Raw genomic sequence first — 22,566 nt, 5'->3', positions numbered from 1 at the left:
TTAATTATTCTCAAATTCTATATTTGGTGTACAAGAGAAATCAACAACCCCCGTTGCGAGATTGTTCGTCTCCGATAGCACACGGAACATTGCGACATCGACCAATCTATGCAGATATGTTTCGCTGCCATTCAGCTCTCCAACCACACCCGCATTCAAAAAATAAACTCCCGAATTCAGCTGGCAGGAAAACTCGAACTCCACATTGAAAGTAGATCCTGCCTCCACAAATGCCAGGCTTTCCCTATTGGAGGCGGCCGATACCCCTCCACCCAGTTCAATACCATTTGTCGTTTTTATCATCATGCCGAATCTGACATTGCTGGCTGATTGACTGAACCCGACCTTGTAGCGGTAAAAATAGCTCTTCCCTCTATTGAGGTTATTAACAAGTTCTCCACCGTGTGAATATATAGCAGGATCTTCGATCAAGGCTCCATAAGAACCATAGGAAATGGTGCTTACGGGCTTGAGCGCAGGGTCGTAGCTTTCAGGCAGTTCAGCAGGTTCGATTTGGCTTTCTTCAATGTCAACCACTGGAGCTTCTCTGGATTTCTCCATTTCCACCGCCCCAACGGCATCTTCCCGCCGTATTTCTTCTCGTATCTCGTTTCGACGATTCTCCGGCACATACAAAAGTTTCTGATACCGTCCAATAATCTTCTTGGGCATCCCCATGGCAATGCGCTCACCACCATCCAGCAAGATTGCGCGATCACACAATTCCACCACTGTTCCGCCAGAGTGCGATACAAACAAAATTGTGGCACCTGCAGCTCTGATGGCTTCTATCCTGGAAAAACATTTGCGCTGGAAAAGTTCGTCGCCCACCGAAAGCGCCTCATCCACCACCAGGATCTGGGGATCGACATTGATGGCGACTGCAAATGCCAGGCGCACAACCATGCCACTGGAGTAGGTTTTTACCGGTTGATCTATAAACTGCCCAATATCTGCGAAAGACTGTATTTCGTCGAAACGGTTTTCAATTTCCTGCCGACTCAAACCCAAAACAGAGCCGTTCAGGTAGATATTCTCCCGCCCCGTGAATTCCGGATTAAATCCGGCCCCCAATTCCAGCAGCGCGGCAATACGGCCATTTGTTTCCACTCTCCCAGTCGTAGCAGCCAGCGTTCCACATACGATCTGCAGCAATGTGGATTTCCCGCTGCCGTTTTTTCCGACAATCCCGACAGTCTCCCCTTTTTTTATTGAGAAATTGACGTTTCTCAATGCCCAGAATTCACGAAAATACCTTTCTTCCTTAAGCCCAACAGATCTTCTCAATGAAGGAAGGAGAAATTGCTTCAGGCGGTCACGCGGAGTATCGTAGATTTGATAGCACTTGCTCAAATCATGGACTTCGATGGCATTTTCAGAGAACATCCGCAAAACCCCTTCTTGTTTTCTGAAACCAAGCAAAGCCCAACCAGGCAATAGCAATGGAGCCAACCCAGTAAATCAACATGGATGTAACAGAGGGTAGCTTTCCCCAGAAAAGAATATCGCGAGTCTGCTCTATCACTATGGTCAAAGGGTTGATATAGAGGATGTGACGATAGTTTTCTGGCAATGAGCTCACCGGATAGAAGACAGGACTGAGAAACATCAAGACCATGGTCAATACGCCAATAAACTGGGAAACGTCTCGTAAAAATACGCCCAAGGAAGCAAGTCCCCAGCTGACCCCCATAATGAAAAGTCCGAATGGAACAATAATCAGCGGCAACAGCAGCACTGTAGGATGAGGTATCCCAAAAAATATCAGATAAGCAACCATCCATACAGCCAGACTGACCAAGGCGTGATAGAGACCAGATAGAAACGCAACAAAAGGCAATATCTCAAGCGGATACAGAACTTTTTTCACATAGTTGGGGTTGTACAGTACAAGATTGGGTGCTCTGTTAACGCATTCGGAAAACAGATTAAAAATGATCAATCCAGAGAATAATGCCAAGGCAAATTCCGTCTTGGACTCACTCCCAGGATTCCACCGCGCCTTGAATACTTCGCTGAAAACAAATGTATATACCGCCAGCATGAAAATCGGGTTGAAAAAGGACCACAGCAACCCCAAAGCGGAGCCGCGGTATCTTCCTAGCACCTCGCGCTTGGCAGACGCATAGACAAGTTCCCTATGCCGCCAGAGGCTGGCTACCATTTCCGTTGGGCTGACTGAAAAATGCTGCATCAGGAGTACACCTTCCAACCAGCAACCAGTGCCTTCTTGACCATCTTTGATTTTTTACCAAACATTTCCACCCGCCTTCATGAAATAGACTCATGAACCCAAATTATTTCAACTCAAGAAAATCAGCTTAAGGGATCAGCCCCGCATAGATTTCCATAACTGGCGTGCATACCCTTTTCTATAGAACCGTGGCGTTAGCAGCGAATCGATGACATGCCCATTCTCTCTCATGTAGTTCTTTATTCTTCGACGCTCATACCAGAACTCTGGCATCCTGCCAAAAACATCCTTGTAGATGTTGATCAACAGCCCGAACCTTCCATTGACGGAATGCCTTCCCACTGTCAAAAAATGGGCCAATAGAATCAGAATTCCGTGTTTCCACAACAGGGCACGCGGCATAAGCTTGATATGCATCCAGAACACATTGCGCAAGCCATGGTAAGCCACAAAATTGTTTACTTTCCCACTACTCGCCTGCCCTTCGTGTAACGCCAACAGCTCATCTATATAGGCAGGCTTATATCCAAGCAAAAGAGATCGCAATGCCAGATCCGTATCCTCACAATAACAAAAAAAGCGAGGATCAAAATAATAGCCAAAAACAGATCTGCTATCTTCCAGCATTTCCCTGGTCAAGATACAGCAGCCGCCTGTGGGTCCTATGTATCCATCATCCAGGGATTTTCTGTCCGCGGGCATCAGGCTCGCATATATTGATATCCCAAGAGTATCAACCTGCTCAGGATGAGAAAGCCTGTGCATACGGCCACCAGCCAAACCTATTCTCCCCGGCGATCTCAGAGCCTCGCACAGACGATGCAGCATTTCTTTTTCCGCGATGGCATCGTTGTTGAGCAGTACGATCTTGTCACAGGTTTCATCCCGCAATGCCAGCTCGATCAACAGATTGCTTCCTTGTGCAAAACCAATATTGATTGATGATCTATACAGTTTCAACCCTGGAATAAAACGGGAATTGCAGTGCTGCACCAACAGATTGAAATCTTTTATCTCTGATGCATTATCCAGAAGCAGGATCCTGTCGGGCATGAGACTGGAATTTAAAATCGATTCCAGACAACGTATGGTCTGAACGGCAGTATTGAAGTTAATGAGCAACAACCCAATACCAGCGCCACCCCCTGCTTCTTTGCAATGATTGACTACCTCTTCAAGATCTTCGACCTGACAGGCTTCTATTTTACTTATCATTTCAGCGGCCCCTGGTTACACGGCCGTAAGCATCATCGAAACGAACTATGTCATCTTCGCTCAGAAGATCTCCAGACTGGATCTCTATTATTTCCAATGGAAATTTCCCGGGATTTCTCAATCTGTGTTTATGTCCCCGCGGAATGTAGGTTGACTCATTTTCATTCAGAAAGAAGCACTGTTCATCACGCGTGACCTCAGCCATGCCTTTCACAACAACCCAATGCTCGGCGCGGTGGTTGTGCATCTGCAAACTCAGGCTGGCCCCGGGATTGACGACGATGCGCTTGACCTGAAAGCGTTCGCCACGATCCAAGCTGTCATACCAGCCCCATGGGCGATGCACTTTGCGGTGAGAGTGGGTGAAGGTTCGCCCGTTTTCACTATCCGCCAGCAAGGTGACCATTTGCTTGACTTCCTGTGTTTGCCGCTTGTCGGCAACGAGTACGGCGTCCGGTGTTTCGATCACCACCATGTTTTCGAGGCCTACGCCCACCACCAAACGGCTGCTGGACATCAGCAAGGAGTTATCGCAATGGCGTTGAAGGACATTGCCGCTCAGCGAGTTGTCACTTTCGTCCTTGTCATGCACATCCCACAAGGCGTCCCAAGCCCCTAAATCGGACCATCCAGCGTCAAGAGGCACCACAAGAGCAGGAATTCCAAGCGAGGGCATTATCGGCAGGCGCTCCATGACGGCATAGTCGATGGAGTCGGACGGGCAGGACAGGAACGCATCGGCGACCGGACGGATGAAGTCAACGTCCCGGCAAGCACTGCGCATGGCAGCACTGCAGGCCTCAAGAATGTCGGGCCTGCAAGCGGCGATGGCACGCAGCCATACGCTGGCTCGCACCATGAACAGTCCACTGTTCCACAGATGATCGCCGGCATCGAGATAGCACCGCGCCTGCGCGGCAGTGGGCTTTTCCTTGAAACCCTGCACCGCATGCAGCCCAGCCTCGTCGGACTGCCCGTAATGGATGTATCCATAACCCGTCTCGGGCCGGACAGCAACGATTCCGAAAGTCACCATGCATCCACGGATCGCAGCAGAATAGGCACGCTCAACTGCAGCATGGAAGGCACCAGATTCGGTGATCATATGGTCCGCTGGCATTGCCAACAAAACAGGATCGTCGTGTTCCACACTGGCCTGCAATGCAGCCAGAGTAAGCGCTGGCGCGGTATTGCGCCCAGCGGGCTCCAGCAAGATGGGGCACTGTTCCAAGCCGATTTGCAGAAGTTGGCTCGCTGCCAGGAATCTGTGCTGCTCGTTGCAAACGAGTAGGGGCTTGGGCGCCTGCGGTATGCGGTCTGCCAAACCCTTCAGGCGGACGACCGTATGCTGCAACATGGTGATCTCGTCCGTCAGCGCGAGGAACTGCTTGGGATAGGTCTCACGCGAAAGCGGCCACAGCCGCGTGCCAGAACCACCACAAAGGACAACACTCAGCAGCAATGCACTCATAGCGACGCTTGACCAGGTTCCACTGAACGTCGCATGTCCTCAGCATCAGCCTCCAGCATCGCCAATCGCTGGTTCAACCGCCGCACATCACGCTCGATGCGGGTGTTGACCATGTCGGCATGCAAGGCCTTGATGAGCAGGACGATGCTGGCCAGCAGCAGCAGCATGGCCGGTGGATAGCTGATGCCCAGCACCGCTGCCAGGCGGTTGATCATCCCGGGCCAGACGCCGAGTACGACGGCAGCCACGGCAACGACGACCCAGAACAGCCCGTGCATGAGGTAGAGGTGGTCGCGCCGAATCAGGTACAGAATCAGCGCGGCCAACCCTACACCCATGAAAGTCGTTGTTACCTGAAGGGATGCCATATTGATAATCAAAAGCTACCGAATGAATCCATTCGGTTGATGCAGGGCACGCCTGAAAGCAGCGCAATGGCGGTTTGAAACAGGCCAAACCGCCAGCGAAATACGTAAAACCTCCCATTGTAGGTTCCGCATCATGTTCTGAAGGAGCTGGCCCTGCTTGTTCCTCCCTGCCCTTGACAGGGAGTTGCGACCTGCTTTGCCAAAATCAGGGCACTTGCAGGATCAGCCCTGAAAGCAGACCGGGCTCCCGCAGCACTACACTGAAGCACTCACCTGATACAGGCCCGCGCTGTTGCTTTCGTGCACTCACCCATGCCATCTGCCACCACCCAGCTCCTGGTCATAGACCCCCAGAACGACTTCTGCGATCTGCCTGAGGGCTGGTGTCCTGGCGGACTACGCCCCAGCCTTCCCGTGGCGGGCGCCCATGCCGACATGCAGCGCCTGGCCCAGTGGATCCGGCGTGAAGGCGAGCGGCTGGACGCCATCACGGTGACGCTGGACTCGCACCAGCGCTATGACATTGCCCACCCCGCCTTCTGGCAGCAGGGCGATGGCAGCGAGGTAGTGCCGTTCACCCCTATCACGGCTGCGCAGGTCCGAGTTGGTGTGTTCCGGCCGCGCAACGCCGGGGCGCTGCAGCGCAGCCTGGAATATCTGGATGCACTCGAAGCCAACAGCCGCTACACGCTGATGGTCTGGCCCGTGCACTGCGAGGTGGGCAGCTGGGGCCACGGTATCCATGCCGATGTGCTGGCGGCCTGCGGCGACTGGCAGCAGCAGCGCCAGCGCGCCGTGTACAACGTCTTCAAGGGGCTCAATCCCTGGACCGAGCATTACAGCGCCCTGCAGGCCGAGGTGCCGGACCCGGCCGATCCGGCGACCTTGCTGAACACTGCCTTGCTGGAGCGGCTGGACCGGGCCGACTTGCTGGTCGTTGCTGGCGAGGCCAGCAGCCACTGCGTGCGCTCCACGGTCGAGCATCTGGTCGAGCACCTTCCCCATCCTGAGCGCATCGTGCTGATGCACGACGCCATGAGCCCGGTGCCGGGCTTCGAGTCTGCGCACCATGATTTTCTGGCAGCCATGCAGGCCCGCGGATTGCGGCTGGCCTCCAGCCAAGAACTCCACCTGTAGGGGCCGGACCGCCTTCCCGCACGCAGCCCCCTTTCCTGTTTCCCCAGCATCGCACCATGGCTCCCATCATCACCAGCCTGCTCGACACCGATCTCTACAAATTCACGATGTGGCAGGCCATGCTGCACCGCAATCCCCAGACCGAGGCCGAATACGAATTCGTCTGCCGCACGAAGACGGCCTTCCCGCTGGCCGAGCTGCTGCCCGAGGTGGAGCGCGAGCTGGACGCCCTGTGCGCGCTGCGCTTCACGCCCGAAGACCTGGCCTACCTGGGCGGGCTGCGCTTCATGAAGAGCGACTTCATCGACTTTCTGCGCATCTTCCAGTTCCAGCGCGCCTTCATCCGTGCCTGGGCCGATGGCGACACCCTGCACATCGAGGCCAAGGGCCCCCAGGTCCATGTGATGGGCTTCGAGATCTATGTGCTGGCCATCGTCAACGAGCTGTATTTCCGGCGTTTCGACGCCGAGGCGGCGCTGGCCGAAGGCCGCAGGCGCCTGGCCGGCAAGATCGAGCGCCTGCGCCACCTGGCCTGCGAGGCCAGGCTGCGCAATCCCTTCGAGCTGTTCGACTTCGGCGTGCGCCGGCGCTTCTCGGGCGCCTGGCAGCGCGAGGTGGTCCAGGCCTTTGCCACGCAGACGGCGCAGTGGTTCAAGGGCACGTCCAACGTGCTGCTAGCGCGCGACTTCGGCATCGTGCCCATAGGCACCATGGCCCATGAGTACCTGCAGAGCTACCAGGCCCAGGGCGTGCGCCTGCGCGACTTCCAGATCGCCGCGCTGGAGGACTGGGTGCAGGAGTACCGGGGCGACCTGGGCGTGGCCCTGACCGACACCGTGGGCATGGATGCCTTCCTGGCCGATTTCGACATGTACTTCGCCAAGCTCTTCGACGGGCTGCGCCACGACTCGGGCGACCCGTATGCCTGGGGCGAGAAGGCCATCGCCCACTACCAGAAGCTGCGCATAGACCCCCAGGCCAAGCGCCTGGTGTTCTCCGACGGCCTGGACCTGGACACGGCCCTGGCCCTGTACCAGCGCTTTGCCGACCGCATACAGCTGGGCTTCGGCATCGGCACGCGGCTGACCAACGACATGGGGCTGGAAACCATCAACATCGTGATGAAGCTCACCCACGCCAACGGCCAGCCCGTGGCCAAGATCTCGGACTCGCCGGGCAAGACGCTGTGCAACGACGAAACCTATCTGGCCTATCTGCGCCAGGTCTTCGGCCTGGCCCAGCCTGTCGCCGTCTGACACCGCCCGACACCGCCTGACACCGCCTGACACCGCCAAGGCTCCATTCATGCTGCGCATCACCATCGCCCAACTCAATCCCACCGTCGGCGACATCGCCGGCAACGTGGCCCGCATGGCCGAGGCCGCTGCCCGCGCCGCGCGCGCGCAGGCCGACCTGCTGGTCTTTTCCGAGCTGTCGCTGTGCGGCTACTACCCTGGCGACCTGCTGGACGAGCCCGCCTTTCGCGAACGCCTGGAGCAAGGCTTGCAGCAGCTGCTGCAGGCCACGCGCCAGTGGCCGCAATTGCACTGGGTCATCGGCGCGCCCACGCGCGCCAGCGGGCCGGGCAAGCCGCTGCACAACAGCCTGCTGGTGCTCAAGGACGGCGCCGTGCGCCTGCGCTACGACAAGCAGCTGCTGCCTACCTACAACATCTTCGACGAGCGCCGCCACTTCGAGCCCGGCCCCGACGCGGCCAAGGTGCTGCGCATAGGCCAGGCCCAGGTGGGCTTTCTGGTGTGCGAGGACGGCTGGAACGACGCCGGTGCCGACTACGCCACCAACCCCTTCGCGCGCATGGCCGACGCCGCGCCCGACCTGGTGGTCAGCATCAACGCCAGCCCCAGCCACCTGGGCAAGCGCGAGCAGCGCCACGAGATCTTCGGCCAGGCGGCCACGCGCCACGGCCTGCCCATCCTCTATGTGAATCAGATCGGCGGCCAGGACCAGATCGTGTTCGACGGCGCCTCGTTCGCGGTGGAGCCCGGGCGCGGCGTGGTCTTCGAGGCCGAGCGCTTTGTCGAAGACCTGCGCACGCTGCAGTTCGACGACGGACGCTTCCTCGACGCAGCCGGCCAGCCCTGCATGAGCGTGCCGGCCGCAGGCCTGCCCACCATGGAGTTCTACCGCCGCCAGATCGTGCTGGGCCTGCGCGACTATGCGCGCCGCTGCGGCTTCACGCGCGCCGTCGTCGGCAGCTCGGGCGGCATAGACAGCGCGCTGACCCTGGCCCTGGCCGCCGAGGCCCTGGGCGCGGACAACGTGGTGGCCGTCACCATGCCCTCGCGCTTTTCGTCGAGCGGCTCGGTCGATGACTCGGTGATCCTGTGCCGCAACCTGGGCATCACGCTGCACGAGCACCCGATACGCGAGCTGGTCGACGGCTATGCGCGCCAGTTCGAGTCCAGCTTCGGCCAGCCGCTGCAGGGCCTGCCGCTGGAGAACCTGCAGGCACGCATCCGCGGCACCACGCTGATGGAGTACTCCAACGCCTTCGGCCACCTGCTGCTGACCACGGGCAACAAATCCGAGATCTCGGTGGGCTACTGCACGCTGTATGGCGACACCAACGGCGGCCTGGGCCTGCTGGGCGATCTCTACAAGACCGAGGTCTTCGAGCTGTCTCGCCACATCAACCACAGTGCGGGCCGCGAGCTGATTCCCCAGGCCATCATCGACAAGCCGCCCTCGGCCGAGCTGGCGCCCGACCAGAAGGACGAGGACAGCCTGCCGCCCTATGCGGTGCTGGACGAAATCCTCAAATACGCCATCGAGGGCCGGCACCTGTCCACCGCCGAGTACGGCACGGCTGAGCGTTTTGTGACCCAGCTGCTGGGCCAACCCGGCGGGGCCGAGCTGGTTGACCGCGTCAAGCGCATGATCTTCCGCAGCGAGTACAAGCGCCGCCAGGCCCCGCCCATACTGCGCGTGCGCCCGCGCGCCTTCGGCACCGGCCGCCAGATGCCCATTGCCGCCCACTACGAATGAAGCCAAAGTGAAGCCACCGAGCCTGTTTATGCAAGAGACTGCCGCCATGGACGCCCCCCCCGAAACCCCGGCCACCAGCGAGCGCGTGCACACCGCCGTGCTGATCGGGCGCTTCCAGCCGCTGCACAACGGCCACATGGCCCTGCTGCGCGCGGCGCTGGAGCGTGCCGAGCAGATCGTCGTCGTGCTGGGCAGCGCCTGGCAGGCGCCCAATCCCAAGAATCCCTTCAGCTGGCAGGAGCGCGCGCAGATGCTGCGCGAGGCGCTGCCGCCCGCGGACGCGGCCCGCCTGCACTGCGTGCCCGTGCGCGACTACTACAACGAGCCGCTGTGGGTACAGGCAGTGCAGCAGGCCGTGCAGTCCTGCGTGCCCGAAGGCGCCAGCGTGGCCCTGGTCGGCCATTTCAAGGACGCGACCAGCGGCTACCTGGCGCGCTTTCCGCGCTGGCAGCTGATCAGCCTGCCGCGCCTGGGCCAGTTCGACGCCACGCCGCTGCGCGACATCTACTTCGGCGAATCCGGCGTGGACTTCGAGGCCCTGGCCGCCCAGGTGCCGCCCGCCACCCTGCAGTTCCTGCGCCAATGGGCCACCACGCCCGTCCATGCGCAGATGTGCGAGGAATGGCGCATGCTGGCCCGGTACCGCCAGGCCTGGGCTGCGGCGCCCTACCCGCCCGTCTTCGTGACCGTGGACGCGCTGCTGCGCTGCCGCGTGCCGCACGAAGGCGCGCAACAGGACCACATCCTGCTGATACGCCGCGCCCATGCCCCGGGCCTGGGCCTGTGGGCGCTGCCGGGCGGCTTCCTGGAGCCGCGCGACACGCTGTGGCAGTCCTGCCTGCGCGAGCTGCGCGAGGAGACCTGCTCCACGCTCAGCGAGGCCGACCTGCAGGCCGCCCTGCAGTCCGTGCAGGTCTTCGACCACCCCGACCGCAGCCTGCGCGGGCGCACCATCACCCATGTGCACTACCTGGACCTGGGCGTGCTGCCCTCGCTGCCGCCCGTGCAGGGCGGCGACGATGCGGCAGTGGCGCGCTGGGTGGCCGTCTGCGACCTTCCCGCCATGGAAAGCGCGTTCTTCGAGGACCACTTCCAGATCCTGCGCCAGTTCCTGCCCCTGGCGGACACGGGCGTGAAAATCGGCTAAAACCGGAGATTGCGGCGCCATCTTGCGCCGCAATACCGTTTTTCCGGGCTTCCCGTGTTCCCCCGCGTTTGAATGACTACCACCCTACAGATCCGACCCGCCACCCCCGATGACGCCGAGCTCATCGTCCGCTTCGTGCGCGAACTCGCCGTCTATGAGAAAGCCGAGCATGAAGTCCTGGCCACGCCAGAGCATGTGAAGCGCACCCTGTTTGCCGACAACCCCGCCGTCTTCGGCCTGATCTGCCTGCATGGCGACCAGCCCGTGGGCTTTGCGGTCTACTTCTTCAATTACTCGACCTGGCAGGGCCGCCACGGCCTGTACCTCGAAGACCTCTACGTCACGCCCGAGGCGCGCGGCCTGGGCGCGGGCACGGCGCTGCTGCGCCGCCTGGCGCAGATCGCCGTCGAGAAGGACTGCGGCCGCTTCGAGTGGAGCGTGCTCGACTGGAACCTGCCCTCCATCGAGTTCTACGACCGCCTGGGCGCCCTGCCCCAGACCGAGTGGATCCGCTACCGCGTGACGGGCGACACCCTGCTGGAGATGGCGCGCGAGCCGGGCTGAGGCCGGGCCCCCTTCGTCTGCCTACTCGGGCTCCACGCCCTGGCGCACGGCCTGCTCGACCACCTCGCGCGTCAGCGTGGGCACGAAGGTCTCGATGAAGGCATAGGCATAGCCGCGCAGCCAGGCGCCCTTGCGCAGGCCCAGCCGCGTGGTGTTGACCTCGAACAGGTGGCCGGCGTCCAGCGTGCGCAGGCCCTGGTCGCGCTCGGCATCCAGCGCCACCGAGGCGACGATGCCCACGCCCATGTCCAGCTCCACATAGGTCTTGATCACGTCGGCGTCCATGGCCGTGAGCACCACGTCGGGCTCCAGGCCCTCGCGCGCAAAGGCCTCGTCGATGTGGGCGCGGCCCGTATAGCCCTGCTCGTAGGTGATGATGGGAAAGCGCGACAGCGCCTCCAGCGTCAGCGCCTGCTGCGACTGCAGCAGCGGGTGGCCGGGCGGCACGACCACGCCGTGCGTCCAGCGGTAGCAGGGCAGCGCGACCAGGCCTTCATAGCCGGCCAGCGCCTCGGTGGCCACGCCGATGTCGGCCTCGCCGCTGCGCAGCATCTGCGCCACCTGCTCGGGCGAGCCCTGGTGCAGGTGAAGGCGCACCTGCGGATAGCGCTGGCGGAAGTCGCGCACCACATGGGGCAGCGCATAGCGGGCCTGGGAGTGGGTGGCGGCAATCGACAGCCGGCCCTGCTCGCTGGCGCTGAAGTCGGCGCCCACGCGGCGCAGGTTGTCGGCCTCCAGCATCAGGCGCTCGACGATGGGTAGCAGCGCCTCGCCGGGCGGCGTCAGCCCGGTCAGCCGCTTGCCTGCGCGGATGAAGATCTCCACGCCCAGCTCTTCCTCCAGTTCGCGGATCTGACGGCTCACGCCGGGCTGGGAGGTGTGCAGCGTGTGGGCCACCTCTGTCAGGCTGTAGCCGCGGCGCACGGTTTCGCGCACATAGCGCAGTTGCTGGAAGTTCATGGGCAAGGCTCCGCCCGGGGCCGGTGCGGCCCGGGCCTGTGGAAGGCAAAAGCAGGAAGGAAAGAGAGAGGGGACGGCGAGAGGCTTTCAGGCCGAACAGGCCACGGCCGGCTCGTCCGGGGCATCGGCCGCTGCCTCGCGGGGCAGCTCCAGCAGCTCGATCAGATTGCCTGCGGGGTCGCGCGCATAGCAGCGCCGGCCCTCGCTCACGGGCGCCACCTCCAGCGCCAGGCCGCCGTGCACCAGCAACTGCTGGCGCAGCGCATCCACGTCGCTGACCGTCAGCGCCAGGTGCACCAGGTTGCCCGCCGCGCGCTCGGTGCCGCCGGACTGCCCCTTGTAGGGCACCAGATCGATGCGCTGACCGCCGGCCAGAAAGCTCAGGCCCGGACGCCCGGCAACGGTCAGGGCAGACAGGCCCAGCACTTCGCCATAAAAGCGCTCCATGGCCGCCTGGGCGCGCGCCGGGAAGGACAGCTGGACATGGTGGACGCCACAGACGATGGCCACGCCCGGCTTCATGGCAGTGCGGCCGGCAAGAGGGGAAGGCCAGGCGGGGCGTGTGGTGTGGGTCATCGAAGCGTCTCGGAAAAGAATCAGCAGCCCGAATGCTGCTGCAGGCCATTGTCGAGACAAGTCGAAAAAACCAAAAATAATAAAAATTCAGTCTGTTATTTCCAAATCATCTCAAGAGATCGAACGCCGGTGGTCGGCTCGGCGTGCCAGCCATTCGCCGCCGAACTGCAGCACCGACACCAGGGCCACCAGGATGACGATGACCTCGAACATCACGCGCGTCTCATAGCGCTCGTAGCCGTAGCGGATGGCCAGGTCGCCCAGGCCGCCCGCCCCCACGGCGCCCGCCATGGCCGAGGCATTGACCATGGCGATCACGCTCACGGTCATCCCGCCGATCAGGCCCGGCAGCGCCTCGGGCAGCAGCACCTGGCGCACGATCTGCGGGCGGCGCAGGCCCATGGCGCGCGCCGCCTCCACCAGGCCGCCGTCCACCTCGCCCAGGCTGACCTGGGCGATGCGCGCAAAGAACGGGATCAGGTTGGCCGACAGCGGCACCACCGCCGCCCAAGTGCCCAGCGTGGTGCCCACGATGGCGCGCGTCACCGGCAGCAGGGCCACCAGCAGGATGATGAAGGGAATGGCCCGGCCGATGTTCACCGCCGCCGACAGCCCCCGGTACAGCCGCGGCCTGGCATAGAGCCCGCCCGGCGCCGTGGTGTGCAGCACGATGGCCAGCGCCAGCCCGGCAACGATGGCGATCAGCGAGGACGCGCCCGCCATCAGCAGGGTTTCCAGAAAGGCCTGCAGGTATTTATCGAGCGGGGGCAGGGACATGGCCAAGCAGTTGCAGTGAATCGGCGCCCAGCGCCTGTTGAAGGGAAGACAGCGCGGCCGGTGAAAGGGGTGAAAGCGGTGAAAGCGGCGGGGGTGCCGACGGCAGATCCTGCACCGGCACGCCCACCAGCAGGCGGCCCTGCGAACGCCCGCGCATGCAGTCCAGGCCTCCCTGCAACAAACGGGCACGCGGGCCCAGCACCTGAAGCTGCGCCAGCGGCAGGCCCTGCTGGCTGCCGCCGTCGGCCCATCCGATGGCCAGCACGGCGACGGCCTCCGGGCCATCGGCCTCTGCCACCAGTTCCAGGTCCGCCGCCAAGGCCTGCCGCAGCGACCGCAGCAGCGCACGCGCCGCCTCCGAGCGCGGTGCCGCAAACAGCTGCCAGACCTCGCCGATCTCCTGCAGCCGGCCCTGGTCCAGCACCAGCACGCGGTCGCAGACCTCGCGGATCACGGCCATGTCGTGCGTGATGAGCACGATGGTCAGCCGCAGCTTGCGGTTGATCTCGCGCAGCAGCTCCAGGATGGACTGCGTGGTCTCGGGGTCCAGGGCCGAGGTGGCCTCGTCGCACAGCAGGATTTCGGGCTCGTGCACCAGCGCGCGCGCAATGCCCACGCGCTGCTTTTGCCCGCCCGAGAGCTGGGCCGGATAGGCGCCGCTCTTGTCCGCCAGCCCCACCAGGGCCAGCAGCTCGTCCACCCGCGCGCGCACGAGCGCGGGCCGCCAGCCCGCGGCCTGCAGCGGCAGGGCCACGTTCTCGTACACCGTGCGCGAGGACAGGAGGTTGAAGTGCTGGAAGATCATGCCGATGCGCCGGCGCAGCGCCACCAGCGCGTCCTCGTCCAGCGTGGCGACATCGGTGCCGTCCACCAGCACGCGGCCGCTGCTGGGCCGCTCCAGCGCATTGATGGTGCGCAGCAGCGTGGATTTGCCGGCGCCGCTGCGGCCGATGATGCCGAACACCTCGGCACGCGCCACCTCGAAGCTCAGCGCCTGCAGTGCGTGCACGGGCTCGCCCGCGCTCCTTCCCGCGCCCCTGCCCGTTCCCGGGTAGTGCTTGCGCACGCCCTCGAAGACGATGTGCGGCCGCTGCAGCGCATCGATTGCATGGGGCTCGCCGGCCGCCGCCTGTTCCACCTTCATTGCCTTACACGCCTCAGAAGGCCGGCAGCACCGAGCCCTGGTACCTGCTCACGATGAACTGGCGCACGGGCTCGGACTGGTAGGCGCGCAGCAGGGCCGCGACCCAGGGCGCAGCGCGGTCGCGCTCGTGCACTGCAATGATGTTCACGTAGGGATTGCGCTCGCGCCTTTCGACGGCAATGCCATCGCGCGTGGCGATCAGCCCCGCCTGGTAGGCAAAGCTGTTGACGATGGCCGAGGCATCGAGATCGTCCAGCGAGCGCGCCAGCACCACCGAGGCCGCCTCCACCAGCTGCACCTTCTTCTGGTAGCTGGCGATGTCGGCCAGGCCCGCCGTGCCCTTGAAGGGGTCGAAGCCCTCGCGCAGCTTCAGGATGCCCTGGTCCTGCAGCACCACCAGCGCGCGCGTCTGGTTGCTGGGATCGTTGGGAATGCCCAGGCGCGCGCCAGCGGGCAGGTCGGCCAGGCGTTTGTGCTTTTTCGAATAGAAGGCGATGGGCGAGATGTAGGTGTCGCCGGCCGCCACCAGCCGGTAGCCGCGCTGCTGGTTCTGGTCGCGCAGGAACGGCACATGCTGGAAGGAGTTGGCCTCGATGTCGCCGTTGTTCAGCGCCTCGTTGGGGCTGGCCGCGCCGCTGATGACCACGGGCTTGACCTGCAGACCCTGCTCGCGTGCCACGCGGGTCACCACTTCCCAGATTTCCTCGTCCACGCCGCCGCGCACGCCCACGCGCAGCGGGCCGGCCTGCGCGGCCCGGATGGCGCCTGACATCGCCGCCACCGAGGCCCCCGCCGCCAGTCCCCGCAGAAATACTCGCTTGTCCATCGCACAGTCCTTTCAAGAATCAACAGGCACCGATCAACAGGAATCGATCAATAGGCACCAGGGTGCAGCTCACGGCCGGCCGCGCGGGCCTGGGCCTGCAGGCGGGCGAAGTGCTCGGGATAGAAGCGCTGGGCCACATCCAGGTGGGAGCGCACGCGGCCCTTGAGCGCGTTCTCGCCCACATGGCTGAACAGCGGGTTGTCCGGGTCGCTCTGCGGCCCCGTGGCCAGCACGGCCAGCTCGGGCGGCAGGGTCAGCAGCGGGACTTGGCCCAGGTCCAGGCGCGGCGCCAGGAAGTAGGCGATGGAGTAGCGCTGCACGCCCGCGCGCGGCACCAGCACGCGATGCACGTTGGCGCGCAGATAGCCGTTGGTGGCCAGCTCCAGCATCTCGCCGATGTTGATGACGAAGGCCCCGTCGCGCGGCGGCACATCGACCCAGCCGGCCGGCGTCTCCACCTGCAGCCCGCCCACCTCGTCCTGCAGCAGCAGGGTCAGCAGGCCGCCGTCCTTGTGCGCGCCCACGCCCTGGCCTGCTGCGCCCAGCTCGCTGCCCGGGTAGTGGATGATCTTGATGCGGTGCGCAGGCAGGCCGCTGACCAGGGCGTCCAGCGCGCCCTCGGGCAGCTGCAGCGCGGCCACGAAGTGGCGCAGCAGCTCCAGCGCCACGCCATGCGCTGCCGCCTGCCAGGCCAGCACCTCCTCGCGGAACCCGGGCAGGGCCTGCGGCCACTGGTTGGGGCCTTGCAGCCCCTTCCAGTCCGGCACGCCGGGGCCTGCGGGAATCTCGGGCGACTCCTCGCCCAGGTCGATCTGCTCGCGCTGGTCGGGCCGCTGGCGCGTGATCTCCATGCCCACGGCCGTATAGCCCCGGAAGTGCCGCGTGTTGGCAATGGCCAGCGCCTGCTTGTCCGCCAGCGGCAGCGCAAAGAATTCGCGCGCGCGCCGCTGTATGCCCTGCCATGCCTGCCGGCCTATGCCGTGCCCTTCCAGGTAGAAGAAGCCGGTGTCGCGTGCCGTGCGCGCCAGCTGGCGCAGCGCCTGGGCCTGCGTGGACGGGTCGCGCAGAGCCTGCAGATCGATGACTGGCAGGGCCGGAGTTGCCGCTGTGGCGGCGGGCGCGTCGAGGGTGGATGCTGTCAAGGTGCTCATGCTGTGCTGCCAGGAAAGTGGGAAGGAAGGGGCGCTCAGGCCGCCAGGCGCTGATCGCGGTCTTGTTCGCGGTTTTGTTCGCGGTCTTGTCCGCGTTCGGCAGCCAACACCGCATGGCCCTGCGCCTGCTCCAGCGCCTGCGCCAGGTCGGCCAGCAGGTCCTGCGGATGCTCTATGCCGATGGACAGGCGCACCAGCCCGGGCGCAATGCCCACGCGCGCCAGCTCCTCGTCGCTGAGCAGCCTGTGCGTGGTCTCGGCAGGAATGGCGGCCAGCGACTTGCTGTCGCCGATGTTGACCAGGCGCAGGAACAGGCGCAGCGCGTCATAGAAGGCGCGTGCCGCCTGCCGGCCGCCGCGCAGCTCGAAGCCCAGCAGCGCCGGCACATGCCCGCCGCGCAGCTGGCGCAGGGCCAGCGCGTGGTCGGCGTGGCCGCTCTGGCTGGCGTGGTGTATGCGCTCCACCAGCGGATGGCGCTGCAGGAAATCGATCACGGCCAGCGTGTTGCGGCTGGCGCGCTCCTGGCGCAGGCCCAGCGTCTCCAGGCCCTGCAGCAGCAAGAAGGCGCTGTGCGGCGCCAGCGCCGCGCCGCAGTTGCGCAGCAGCACGGCACGGGCCCGCGCGATGAAGGCGCGGTCGGGAAATTTTTCGGTGAAGACAAAGCCCTGGTAGGCCGGCTCGGGCGCGCTGAACTGCGGGTAGCGCCCCGCGTGCGCCACCCAGTCGAAGCGGCCGCTGTCCACGATCAGCCCGCCCAGCACATTGCCGTGTCCGCCAATGGCCTTGGTGGCCGAATGCACGACGATGTCGGCGCCCCAGTCGAAGGGCCGCAGCAGCAGCGGCGAAGCCACGGTGTTGTCCACCACCAGCGCCACGCCCGCCGCACGGCTGATGTCGGCCAGTTGGCGCAGGTCGGCAATGCCGCCCGATGGATTGCCCACGGACTCCACGAACACGGCCTTGGTGCGCGGCCCTATCGCCCGGCGCAACGCCTGGAAATCATCCTTGGCCACGGCCGTGCTCTGCACGCCGCGCGAGGCCAGCACATGGGCGATGAAGTTGTGCGTGCCGCCATACAGCTGCGAGGCCACGACCACATGGTCGCCCGCACTGGCCAGCGTGGCCAGCGCCACGTCGATGGCGGCCATGCCCGAGGCCAGGGCCAGCGCGGCCACGCCGCCTTCGAGAGCCGCAATGCGCTGCTCCAGCACCGCCAGCGTGGGGTTGGCCGTGCGCGAGTACACATCGCCCTCCTCCACCAGGCCGAACAGGTTGGCGCCGTGCTGGGCGCTGTCGAACACGAAGGAGGTGCTCTGGTAGATGGGCACGGCCGCGCTGCGCTGCTGCTCGCGCCCCCGGTAGCCGGCGTGCAGGGCCTGGGTGTCCTGCTGCCACAGCGCATCGCTGGCTGCGTCGTGCGGGGCGGACTCGGTGCCGGTCGCTGAGGTCATGCATGGACTCCGTATGAATGGTCGATGCAGCCCATTATTCGAAGCCCGCGCCCTGCGCACTACGAAGAAAAACGCGTTCGCTTATTCGGTTTGCGCATGTCGCCGGGCCGCGCCCTTCCTAGTTGCCACGCACATATGGATGCGCGTTTTGCGTCGTTGGAAACACGGCACTCAGCGGACAGCATCGGCAGTCCCGAAACTGCTTTGGAGGGAGTTCCATGACCCGCAAGACCCAGACCGAGATCGACAGGACCCAGGACAGCCGCTGCGCCCATGGCGCCGATTGCGGTGCTTTCGGGGCGCTCGATGCTCCCGAGGCGACCGAGCCCTCGCTCTCGCGCCGCACCCTGATCCGCGCCGGCGCCGCAGCCGGCGCGCTGGGATCGGCCGCCTGGTTCAGCGGCCGCGCCGGGGCGCAGCCGCGCCAGAAGATCACCTTTGCCTGGAGCCAGGCCAGCTTCTGCCATTCGCCCATTCCCGTGGCGCTGGAGCGCGGCTTCTTCGAGCGCAACGGCCTGGACGTGGAGCTGCTGAACTGGGGCGGCTCGGCCGACCAGTTGCTGGAGGCGCTGGCCACGGGCAAGGCCGATGCGGGCGCGGGCCTGATCCACCGCTGGATCAAGCCGCTGGAGGCGGGGCTGGATGTCAAGCTCATCGGCAGCGTGCATGGCGGCTGCCTGCGCCTGGTCGGCTTGAAGTCGGCCGGCGTCACGCTGGACCCCAGCACGCTCAAGGGCAAGACCATCGGCGTGGCCGATCTCAACAGCCCGGCCAAGCAGTTCTATTCCATCCACCTGGCCAAGCGCGGCCTGGATGTGGACAAGGACATCGAATGGCGCGTCTACCCGGCCGACCTGCTGGATGTGGCCGCCAAGAAGGGCGAGATCCAGGCCATCGCCGACGGCGACCCCAATCTCTACCTGATCGAGAAACGCAACCCCGGCACCTTCCTCGAACTGGGCAACAGCGCCAAGAACGAGTACGCCGAAAGCATTTGCTGCGTGATCGGCGCAGGCGCAAAGTTCGCCCGGGCCAACAAGCCCGCAGCGGCCAGCGTGGTGCGCGCGCTGACCCAGGCCTCGGACTACATCGCCGAGAACCCCAATGAAACGGCGAAGATCTTTGCCAAGTACTCGCCCAAGGTGCCCGTCGAGGACCTGCAGCGCCTGCTGGCCGAGCTGACCTTCAAGCACCATCCGCACGGCAAGCCGCTGCGCGACGAGGTCCAGGCCTTTGCGGCCGACTTCCGCACGGCCGGCGTGCTCAAGAAGCAGACCGACCCTGGCCGCTTTGCCAGCCACATCACGCTGGACGTCCTCGCATGAGCACCGCAAGACCACGTTGGCGCCTGGGCGCCACGGATGCCGCACCCGGCCTGGAACGGGAACAGGCGCAGGACTCGCGCAAGGCAGGCCCCTGGCGAACCGGCCTGCTGGCCGCCGCCGCCTGGGCCGGCCTGGGCATGCTGACCCTGCTGTGGCCCAACAAGGAGATCGGCTTCAGCGAATGGGCATTCACGCAGGAGTTCGGCATTGCCGCCCTGGCCGTGGCCCTGTTGCTGCTGGCATCGGCCGTGCTGCCTGTACGAGGCGCACGGCGCGTACGGCGCATCGACCGCTGGCTGCGCCCGGCCGGTGCCTGGCTGGTGGCCGCGCCGCTGCTGCTGGCGCTGTGGGAGACGCTGACGGCCAAGCTCGGCGCGCTGCCGCCGCCGTTCTTCGCACCGCCGCAAAGCCTGATCGACGTGGTCCATGAGGACTGGCAGCGCCTGGGCCTGTCCACGCTGTATTCGCTGCGGCTGCTGCTCAACGGCATCGTGTTCGGCGCGGTGATCGGATTTCTCACGGGCGTGTGGATAGGCTGGTCGCGCATCGCGGGCTACTGGGTGCATCCGCTGCTGCGCTTCCTGGGGCCGGTGCCGGCCTCGGCCCTGCTGCCGCTGGCCTTTTTCTTCGCGCCGTCCAGCTACTCGGCAGCCGTGTTCCTGGTGGCGCTGGCCACGTTCTTTCCGGTGGCCGTGCTGACCTGGTCGGGCGTGGCCTCGGTCAGCAAGAGCTACTACGACGTGGCGCGCACGCTGGGCGCATCGCCCTGGTTCCTGGTGCTGCGCGTGGCCATCCCGGCCGCCCTGCCCCAGGTCTTCGTGGGCCTGTTCATGGGGCTGGGCGCCTCGTTCTCGGTGCTGATCACGGCCGAGATGATGGGCGTGAAGGCCGGCCTGGGCTGGTATCTGCAATGGGCCCAGGGCTGGGCAGCCTACGCCAACATGTACACGGCGCTGCTGGTCATGGCCGTGCTGTGCTCGGGCCTGATCACGCTGCTGTTCACCGTGCGCGACCGCACGTTGTCGTGGCAGAAGGGAACCGTCAAATGGTGATTGCCGCAGAACACGCCGCCAACGCCGCAGCCACGCCCGCCATCGCCGGGGCGGCCCTAGCCGGGGCGGCCATCGATGTGCAGGCCGTCAGCCACTGGTTCGGCCAGGGGCAGGGCGCGCTGCAGGTGCTCGACGAGGTCAGCCTGCAGGTGCGGCCCGGCGAGTTCGTGGCCCTGCTGGGCCCCAGCGGCTGCGGCAAGTCCACGCTGCTGCGCCTGGTGGCCGGGCTGGACGCGCCCACGGCCGGCGCCGTGGCGCAGGACGGCACGGCCATCACCGAGCCCGATCCCTCGCGCATCGTTGTCTTCCAGGACCCCACGCTGTTTCCCTGGCGCACGGTGCGCGGCAACGTGGCCCTGGGCCTGCAGGCACGCGGCCTGCTGGACAGCCAGGCCCACCGCATCGACGAGGCCCTGCGCCTGGTGGGACTGGAGGATTTCGCGGACAGCCATCCCCACCAGCTGTCGGGCGGCATGGCCCAGCGCGCGGCCCTGGCGCGCGCCCTGGTCAACGACCCGCGCCTGCTGATCCTGGACGAGCCGCTGGGCAAGCTCGACTCGCTGACGCGGCTGGCCATGCAAAGCGAGATCCTCAAGATCTGGCAGCGCGCAGGCTTTTCCGTGCTGCTGGTCACCCACGATGTGGAAGAGGCCCTCTTCCTGGCCCACCGCGTGCTGGTCTTCAGCCAGCGGCCCGCCCGCATCGTGGCCGAGATCGATGTGGACCTGCCCTACCCGCGCCAGCGCGGCCATGCCCGCCTGTCCGAGCTGCGCCACGAGGCCCTGCGCCACCTGGGCCTGGACCAGACCTGGTAGCGCCCGCCTCCGATGCAACGCAGCGACTCCCCCGACTGGCTCAACCCCTTGATCGGCGCCATGCAGCAGGCCCAGGTCGGCCTGCTGCAGCTGCTGCATGGCCTGGGCCTGGCCGGCACGGTGGATGGGCAGCCCGCCTGGCCCTGGGCCCTGCGCCTGTCCGGCGAAAACCTGCTGATCGACCTGGGCCAGGCCCGGGGCCTGCTGTGGTCGCTGGCGGCCGTGGCCACCGCCATCGTTTTGCTGTTGCTGGCCCTGGTGCTGGTCCTGGTTCTGCGCCGCATCCGCCTGCCGGCCCTGGTGCTGACCGCGCTGGCCGCGCTCGCCCTGCTGCTGGCCCCCTGGCCGCGTGCCGACCTGATCCTGGTGCCCGCGCATGCCACCAGCTTCCATGCCTCGCCCACGGGCTTCAGCGTGGAGAGCATTGCGCGCGGCGGCGCCGCCTATGCCCAGCACTGCACGGCCTGCCACGGCGCCGATGGCCGGGGCCACGGCCCGCTGGCCGCCAGCCAGCCGGTCTGGCCCCCCAACTTCACCAGCCCGCTGCTGTGGCGCCGCGCCGATGGGGAATTGCTCTGGGCCATTCTTCATGACCGCCGCCCCGTGGAGTCTGGCGACGGCGCACGGGCACACGGCCAGGCCGACCGGCTGTCCAGCGACGACGCATGGGCCCTGATCGACTTCATGAAGGCCCGCGCCGCAGGCCAGATGCTGCAGATCGCCGGCAACTGGCCCTATCCCGTGGGACTTCCCGACATGGCCGTGCAGTGCGCAGGCCAGCCCGCACGCCGCCTGAGCACCTGGCAAAGCCGCCAGCAGCGGCTGAGGGTGGTGGCAGGCAGCGGCCCGGTGCAGGAAGACCCGCGCCTGGTCAGCCTGCAGCTGTCACCCGATGGCGGCAACCGCGCCGCCAGCGCCCTGGACTGCACCGTCAACGACCCGCGCGCCTGGCAGGCCATGGCCCTGCTCAGCGGCTCGGAGCAGCTGCAGGGCATGCAATGGCTGGGCGACCGCAGCGGCTGGCTGCGCGCGCTATCGCGTCCGGGCGCCCAGGGCTGGTCGGAGGACGACCTGGTCTGCCGCACGGACACGGCGGCCAAGGCCACCTCCGGCGCTGGCGCTGGCGCTGGCGCCGTGGCCGACGGCCTGGGCGCGCTGATTGCACGCATGGACGCCGAGCCCGTGCGGTTCATCAAGGGTGGGTTTGTGCATTGAACCTGCACGGAGGCAGAGGAACACGGGCACACAGAATCTGCAGGGCATTCGCAACTTGCTCTTGCCAATCTTTCAAGCGGAACATGGCTAGTGGCGGGGGCATGGCCTTTCTATAGTCGGCGCCTCGACGGATCCGCCCTCTTCCCTCAAGCCCGGGCGACGGCGACACTCC

General features: G+C 64.9%; 21 protein-coding genes. 9 read left to right on the top strand and 12 right to left on the bottom strand.

The features are described 5' to 3' along the window. The 5 genes from DTS01S_RS29360 to DTS01S_RS03240 form a co-directional block, all read right to left on the bottom strand. A complete protein-coding gene (locus DTS01S_RS29360; RefSeq protein WP_074931597.1) occupies positions 1-1,386 on the bottom strand; it encodes an ABC transporter ATP-binding protein in 1,386 nt (461 codons plus the stop codon). Next, positions 1,376-2,194, bottom strand: a complete 819-nt coding sequence (locus DTS01S_RS29355; protein ID WP_074931594.1) for an ABC transporter permease — start codon at positions 2,192-2,194, stop codon at positions 1,376-1,378. The genes DTS01S_RS29360 and DTS01S_RS29355 overlap by 11 nt, the downstream gene beginning before the upstream one ends. 135 nt (positions 2,195-2,329) lie before the next feature. After that, the gene (locus DTS01S_RS29350) at positions 2,330-3,409 is read right to left on the bottom strand and encodes a glycosyltransferase (protein WP_082774878.1); all 1,080 of its coding nucleotides are present in this window, start codon (positions 3,407-3,409) and stop codon (positions 2,330-2,332) included. A 1-nt stretch (position 3,410) separates the two neighbouring features. Further along, complete coding sequence (locus DTS01S_RS03245; protein WP_061287341.1) at positions 3,411-4,880, bottom strand: mannose-1-phosphate guanylyltransferase/mannose-6-phosphate isomerase; 1,470 nt, start codon at positions 4,878-4,880, stop codon at positions 3,411-3,413. Beyond that, positions 4,877-5,248, bottom strand: coding sequence for a DUF2304 domain-containing protein (locus tag DTS01S_RS03240; RefSeq protein ID WP_061287340.1), 372 nt, complete (start codon positions 5,246-5,248; stop codon positions 4,877-4,879). The genes DTS01S_RS03245 and DTS01S_RS03240 overlap by 4 nt, the downstream gene beginning before the upstream one ends. 312 nt (positions 5,249-5,560) lie before the next feature. On the opposite strand from DTS01S_RS03240, the gene DTS01S_RS03235 reads away from it, so the two are divergent. The 5 genes from DTS01S_RS03235 to DTS01S_RS03215 all read left to right on the top strand — a co-directional run bounded on the left by DTS01S_RS03235 (position 5,561) and on the right by DTS01S_RS03215 (position 11,102). After that, positions 5,561-6,385, top strand: a complete 825-nt coding sequence (locus DTS01S_RS03235) for a cysteine hydrolase family protein (protein ID WP_061287339.1) — start codon at positions 5,561-5,563, stop codon at positions 6,383-6,385. A gap of 56 nt (positions 6,386-6,441) precedes the next feature. Further along, a complete protein-coding gene (pncB, locus tag DTS01S_RS03230) occupies positions 6,442-7,641 on the top strand; it encodes a nicotinate phosphoribosyltransferase (protein ID WP_012207404.1) in 1,200 nt (399 codons plus the stop codon). A gap of 49 nt (positions 7,642-7,690) precedes the next feature. Then, on the top strand, positions 7,691-9,391 hold the full coding sequence (locus DTS01S_RS03225) for an NAD+ synthase (RefSeq protein WP_061287338.1): 1,701 nt from the start codon (positions 7,691-7,693) through the stop codon (positions 9,389-9,391). A gap of 46 nt (positions 9,392-9,437) precedes the next feature. Beyond that, positions 9,438-10,538 (top strand): bifunctional nicotinamide-nucleotide adenylyltransferase/Nudix hydroxylase, encoded by a 1,101-nt coding sequence (locus DTS01S_RS03220; protein WP_061287394.1) that lies wholly within the window; start codon positions 9,438-9,440, stop codon positions 10,536-10,538. A gap of 72 nt (positions 10,539-10,610) precedes the next feature. Continuing rightward, positions 10,611-11,102: a GNAT family N-acetyltransferase gene (locus tag DTS01S_RS03215; protein WP_012207407.1), complete on the top strand. Its 492-nt coding sequence runs from the start codon at positions 10,611-10,613 to the stop codon at positions 11,100-11,102. Positions 11,103-11,123: 21 nt separating this feature from the next. Here DTS01S_RS03215 and DTS01S_RS03210 read toward each other — a convergent pair whose 3' ends face one another. The 7 genes from DTS01S_RS03210 to DTS01S_RS03180 all read right to left on the bottom strand — a co-directional run bounded on the left by DTS01S_RS03210 (position 11,124) and on the right by DTS01S_RS03180 (position 17,987). After that, positions 11,124-12,062 (bottom strand): CysB family HTH-type transcriptional regulator, encoded by a 939-nt coding sequence (locus DTS01S_RS03210; protein ID WP_013800726.1) that lies wholly within the window; start codon positions 12,060-12,062, stop codon positions 11,124-11,126. An 87-nt stretch (positions 12,063-12,149) separates the two neighbouring features. Continuing rightward, positions 12,150-12,638, bottom strand: a complete 489-nt coding sequence (locus tag DTS01S_RS03205; RefSeq protein WP_012207409.1) for a VOC family protein — start codon at positions 12,636-12,638, stop codon at positions 12,150-12,152. Positions 12,639-12,749: 111 nt separating this feature from the next. Continuing rightward, a complete protein-coding gene (locus tag DTS01S_RS03200; protein ID WP_013800725.1) occupies positions 12,750-13,415 on the bottom strand; it encodes a methionine ABC transporter permease in 666 nt (221 codons plus the stop codon). Continuing rightward, positions 13,393-14,559, bottom strand: coding sequence for a methionine ABC transporter ATP-binding protein (locus tag DTS01S_RS03195; RefSeq protein ID WP_061287337.1), 1,167 nt, complete (start codon positions 14,557-14,559; stop codon positions 13,393-13,395). The genes DTS01S_RS03200 and DTS01S_RS03195 overlap by 23 nt, the downstream gene beginning before the upstream one ends. 13 nt (positions 14,560-14,572) lie before the next feature. Continuing rightward, entirely contained in the window at positions 14,573-15,385 is an 813-nt protein-coding gene (locus tag DTS01S_RS03190; RefSeq protein ID WP_012207412.1) for a MetQ/NlpA family ABC transporter substrate-binding protein, read from the bottom strand. A 47-nt stretch (positions 15,386-15,432) separates the two neighbouring features. After that, the gene (locus tag DTS01S_RS03185; RefSeq protein ID WP_046237929.1) at positions 15,433-16,536 is read right to left on the bottom strand and encodes an isopenicillin N synthase family dioxygenase; all 1,104 of its coding nucleotides are present in this window, start codon (positions 16,534-16,536) and stop codon (positions 15,433-15,435) included. Positions 16,537-16,571: 35 nt separating this feature from the next. Next, a complete protein-coding gene (locus DTS01S_RS03180) occupies positions 16,572-17,987 on the bottom strand; it encodes an O-acetylhomoserine aminocarboxypropyltransferase/cysteine synthase family protein (protein WP_061287336.1) in 1,416 nt (471 codons plus the stop codon). 218 nt (positions 17,988-18,205) lie between these two features. Here DTS01S_RS03180 and DTS01S_RS03175 point away from each other — a divergent pair, with 218 nt between their 5' ends. The 4 genes from DTS01S_RS03175 to DTS01S_RS03160 are packed head-to-tail and all read left to right on the top strand — an operon-like array spanning position 18,206 to position 22,394. Continuing rightward, entirely contained in the window at positions 18,206-19,312 is a 1,107-nt protein-coding gene (locus DTS01S_RS03175) for an ABC transporter substrate-binding protein (RefSeq protein ID WP_013800720.1), read from the top strand. Then, positions 19,309-20,364: an ABC transporter permease gene (locus DTS01S_RS03170; protein ID WP_061287335.1), complete on the top strand. Its 1,056-nt coding sequence runs from the start codon at positions 19,309-19,311 to the stop codon at positions 20,362-20,364. Before DTS01S_RS03175 ends, DTS01S_RS03170 begins: the two co-directional genes overlap by 4 nt. Further along, positions 20,358-21,179, top strand: coding sequence for an ABC transporter ATP-binding protein (locus DTS01S_RS03165; protein WP_016450923.1), 822 nt, complete (start codon positions 20,358-20,360; stop codon positions 21,177-21,179). The genes DTS01S_RS03170 and DTS01S_RS03165 overlap by 7 nt, the downstream gene beginning before the upstream one ends. 12 nt (positions 21,180-21,191) lie before the next feature. After that, positions 21,192-22,394, top strand: a complete 1,203-nt coding sequence (locus DTS01S_RS03160; RefSeq protein ID WP_061287334.1) for a c-type cytochrome — start codon at positions 21,192-21,194, stop codon at positions 22,392-22,394. The last annotated feature ends 172 nt before the right edge of the window (positions 22,395-22,566 follow it).

The sequence above is a fragment of the Delftia tsuruhatensis NBRC 16741 genome (assembly GCF_001571325.1).
Taxonomy (GTDB): domain Bacteria; phylum Pseudomonadota; class Gammaproteobacteria; order Burkholderiales; family Burkholderiaceae_C; genus Comamonas; species Comamonas tsuruhatensis.
Note: the sequence above shows the minus strand (reverse complement) of the source record. Positions and strands in the feature narration are given on the sequence as shown.